General features: G+C 67.8%; 2 protein-coding genes. Both read left to right on the top strand.

Going from position 1 to position 2,730, the window contains the following annotated elements; all coding sequences use genetic code 11:
- Window positions 1-1,431: mannosyltransferase YkcB-related protein (locus B2284_RS08555; protein WP_286697391.1), on the top strand; the 1,431-nt coding region annotated here is incomplete at its 5' end.
- A gap of 114 nt (window positions 1,432-1,545) precedes the next feature.
- Window positions 1,546-2,217: a response regulator transcription factor gene (locus B2284_RS08550; protein WP_038569711.1), complete on the top strand. Its 672-nt coding sequence runs from the start codon at window positions 1,546-1,548 to the stop codon at window positions 2,215-2,217.
- Window positions 2,218-2,730: the final 513 nt, after the last annotated feature.

The raw sequence follows: 2,730 nt of genomic DNA, 5'->3' as shown, positions 1-2,730 counted from the left end.
GGGTTCCTGACGAAGACGCTGCAGGTTTTCCTCGTCATCCCCGGTTTCGGGGCGGCGTTCCTGCTGCTCGCTGCGGCGCCACTGCGTCGACGCCTCGTCGGCAGCCTCGTGGCCCTCGTCGCTCTCGTGGCATCCGCCGGGTGGTGGGTCGCGGTCGTCGAACTGACCCCGGCGAGCATGCGTCCCTACGTCGGCGGCAGCCAGAGCAACTCCTTCCTCGACCTGACGTTCGGGTACAACGGCTTCGGCCGACTCAGCGGTGAGGAGACGGGCTCGGTCGGCGGCGGCGGGGGCGCTGCCGGCGGGCAGTGGGGTTCGACGGGGCTGACGCGCCTGTTCGACGCCGAGATCGGCGGCCAGATCAGTTGGCTCATCCCGGCCGCGATCATCCTCGGCGTCATGGGTGTCGTGATGCGCGCGCGTGCGCCGCGCACCGACGTCCGTCGGGCCGCCTACGCCGTGTGGGGCGGCTGGCTTCTGGTGACGATGCTGACGTTTTCGTTCATGGCTGGCATCTTCCACGCCTACTACACGGTGGCGTTGGCGCCGGCAGTCGCGGCACTCGTCGGCATGGGTGGTGCGCAGGCCTGGGAGCGTCGCCGCGAACCGGTCGGCACCCTGACGATGGCGGCCGCGGCCGCCGCGTCGTCGATCTGGGGGTTCGTCCTGTTCTCCCGCACGAGCGCCTACAGCGACGTGCTGCGCGTCGGCGTGCTGACGATCGGACTGACGTGCGCGGCACTTCTCGTCATCGGGCGACGGCTGCACGCGCGGGCCCTGCCCGTGATCGTCGCGGGCGCCGTGGTCGCGGGCCTCGCGGGGCCGACCGCGTACTCGCTCACGACGCTGACCTCCGGGCACACCGGCTCGATCGTCACCGCTGGGCCGGCGTCGGGCGGCATGGGTGGGATGCCGGGTGCGGGCGGCCGTGGCCCCGGTGCTCGCGCCCTGGGGGGTTCGACAGTAGGCGCGCCGCCGGCCGCTTCCTCGACGACGCGTGGCACCGTGCCCACCGGTGCAGGTGGGCAGGGAGTCGGTGGCGGCGGCATGGGCGGGTTGCTCGATGCCACGACGCCGAGCGCCGCCGTCATCTCCGCCCTGCGGGCCGACGCGCAGCGTTACACCTGGGTGGCCGCGGCGGTGGGTTCGCAGAGCGCGGCCGGACTGCAGCTCGGAACGGGCGAGCCGGTCATGGCGATCGGCGGCTTCAACGGCACCGACCCGAGCCCGACGCTCGCCCAGTTCCAGGCCGAGGTGAAGGCAGGCAAGATTCACTACCTGCTGGCCAGTGGTGGAACATCGACGGGCGGTGGGACGAGCTCGGCCCAGACGAGCGATGCGAGCCGCATCCTGGCGTGGGCGGAGGCCACCTACCGTCAGGTGACGATCGGATCGACGGTCTTCTACGACCTGACGCAGCCGCTCGATTGAGGCGGTCAGCCGGCCTCGACAGGGGTGAAACGCATTGGAAATCATCATTCTTCGACGTGTTTCACCTCTAGGGGTGGGGCAACGCGCGGGTGTGCCCCGTACCCTCATGGGGTGATGACTTCCGCCTCCCCCATCCGACTGGCCGTGATCGACGACTACGAGGTCGTCGTCAACGGTCTGGCCAAGATGCTCGAGCGCTACCGCGACCGGGTCGAGGTGGCCGAACTCGACATCGAGGGCCCGATGTCGACGGTCGAGCATCCCGTCGACATCGCGCTCTATGACACGTTCGGGCAGGCGCAGGGCGAGCCTGAGGCGCTGGCGCACCTGCTCAAGGAGCCCCGGGTCGACAAGGTCGTCGTGTACACGTGGAACTTCCAGCCCGACCTGGTGCGCCGCAGTCTCGATGCCGGCGTTCGGGGTTACCTCTCCAAGACGCTGCCCGCGGGCGAACTCGTCTCGGCGCTGGAGCGAGTGCACGCCGGCGAGGTCATCGTCTCGGCCGAGGTGGGCTCCGGCCCCATCGCCGGCGAATGGCCGGGGCGCGAGGAGGGGCTCACGCCGCGTGAAGCCGAGGTGCTCGCACTCATCACCCAGGGTCTGTCGAACAACGACATCGCCGCGCAGACGCACCTGTCGATCAACTCGGTGAAGAGCTACATCCGCACCGGCTATCGCAAGATCGGCGTGACGAGCCGCAGCCAGGCCGTGCTGTGGGGGGTTCGCCACGGCTTCGAGCCCGACCACCGTCGCATCGTCGCGGATCCCACCGTCCAAGATCGCTGAGCGCGCACACGCCAGGGCCGCCCCATCGTCAGGATCGACTGACGGGGGGCGGCCCTGATGTGTCCAAGGGGGTGGCGCAGGTCACCTGACGGTGATTTGGCGTCCACCTGGAGGACGTGTAATGTTTTCCGAGTCGCCGAGGGGCAGACAGCACAGAAACCCCAGTGTTTCCGGGCAGTTTGCCTCACGAGCTCGAACCTCACCGCAGTTTCGACAAGCGCGCCGGCTCCGCCAAGAGCAAGCGCCGAGTTGAAGTCGGGGAGCGAGGGTGGTAAGGTTGACGAGTTGCCCCGAGCGGGTGGCGAGCGAAAGTTCGCCGCCTCGTGTGGTGTGCGATGGTGTTTTGAGAACTCAACAGCGTGCCGATGTGATCATCGCCAAACATTTTAGTGGCACTCATGGAGTGTCGCGTGTTTTGGCTGAGTGATTAATGATTGTACAGAACTACGATGACCCTTTTGGGGTTGTTGTTTGTCACCGTTTTTTTCTCGGCCAGGGTAACAAATTTTTTCT

It is taken from the genome of Dermacoccus sp. UBA1591, assembly GCF_002322065.1.
GTDB lineage: Bacteria > Actinomycetota > Actinomycetes > Actinomycetales > Dermatophilaceae > Dermacoccus > Dermacoccus nishinomiyaensis.
This window is presented reverse-complemented; position numbering and strand designations above follow the sequence as displayed.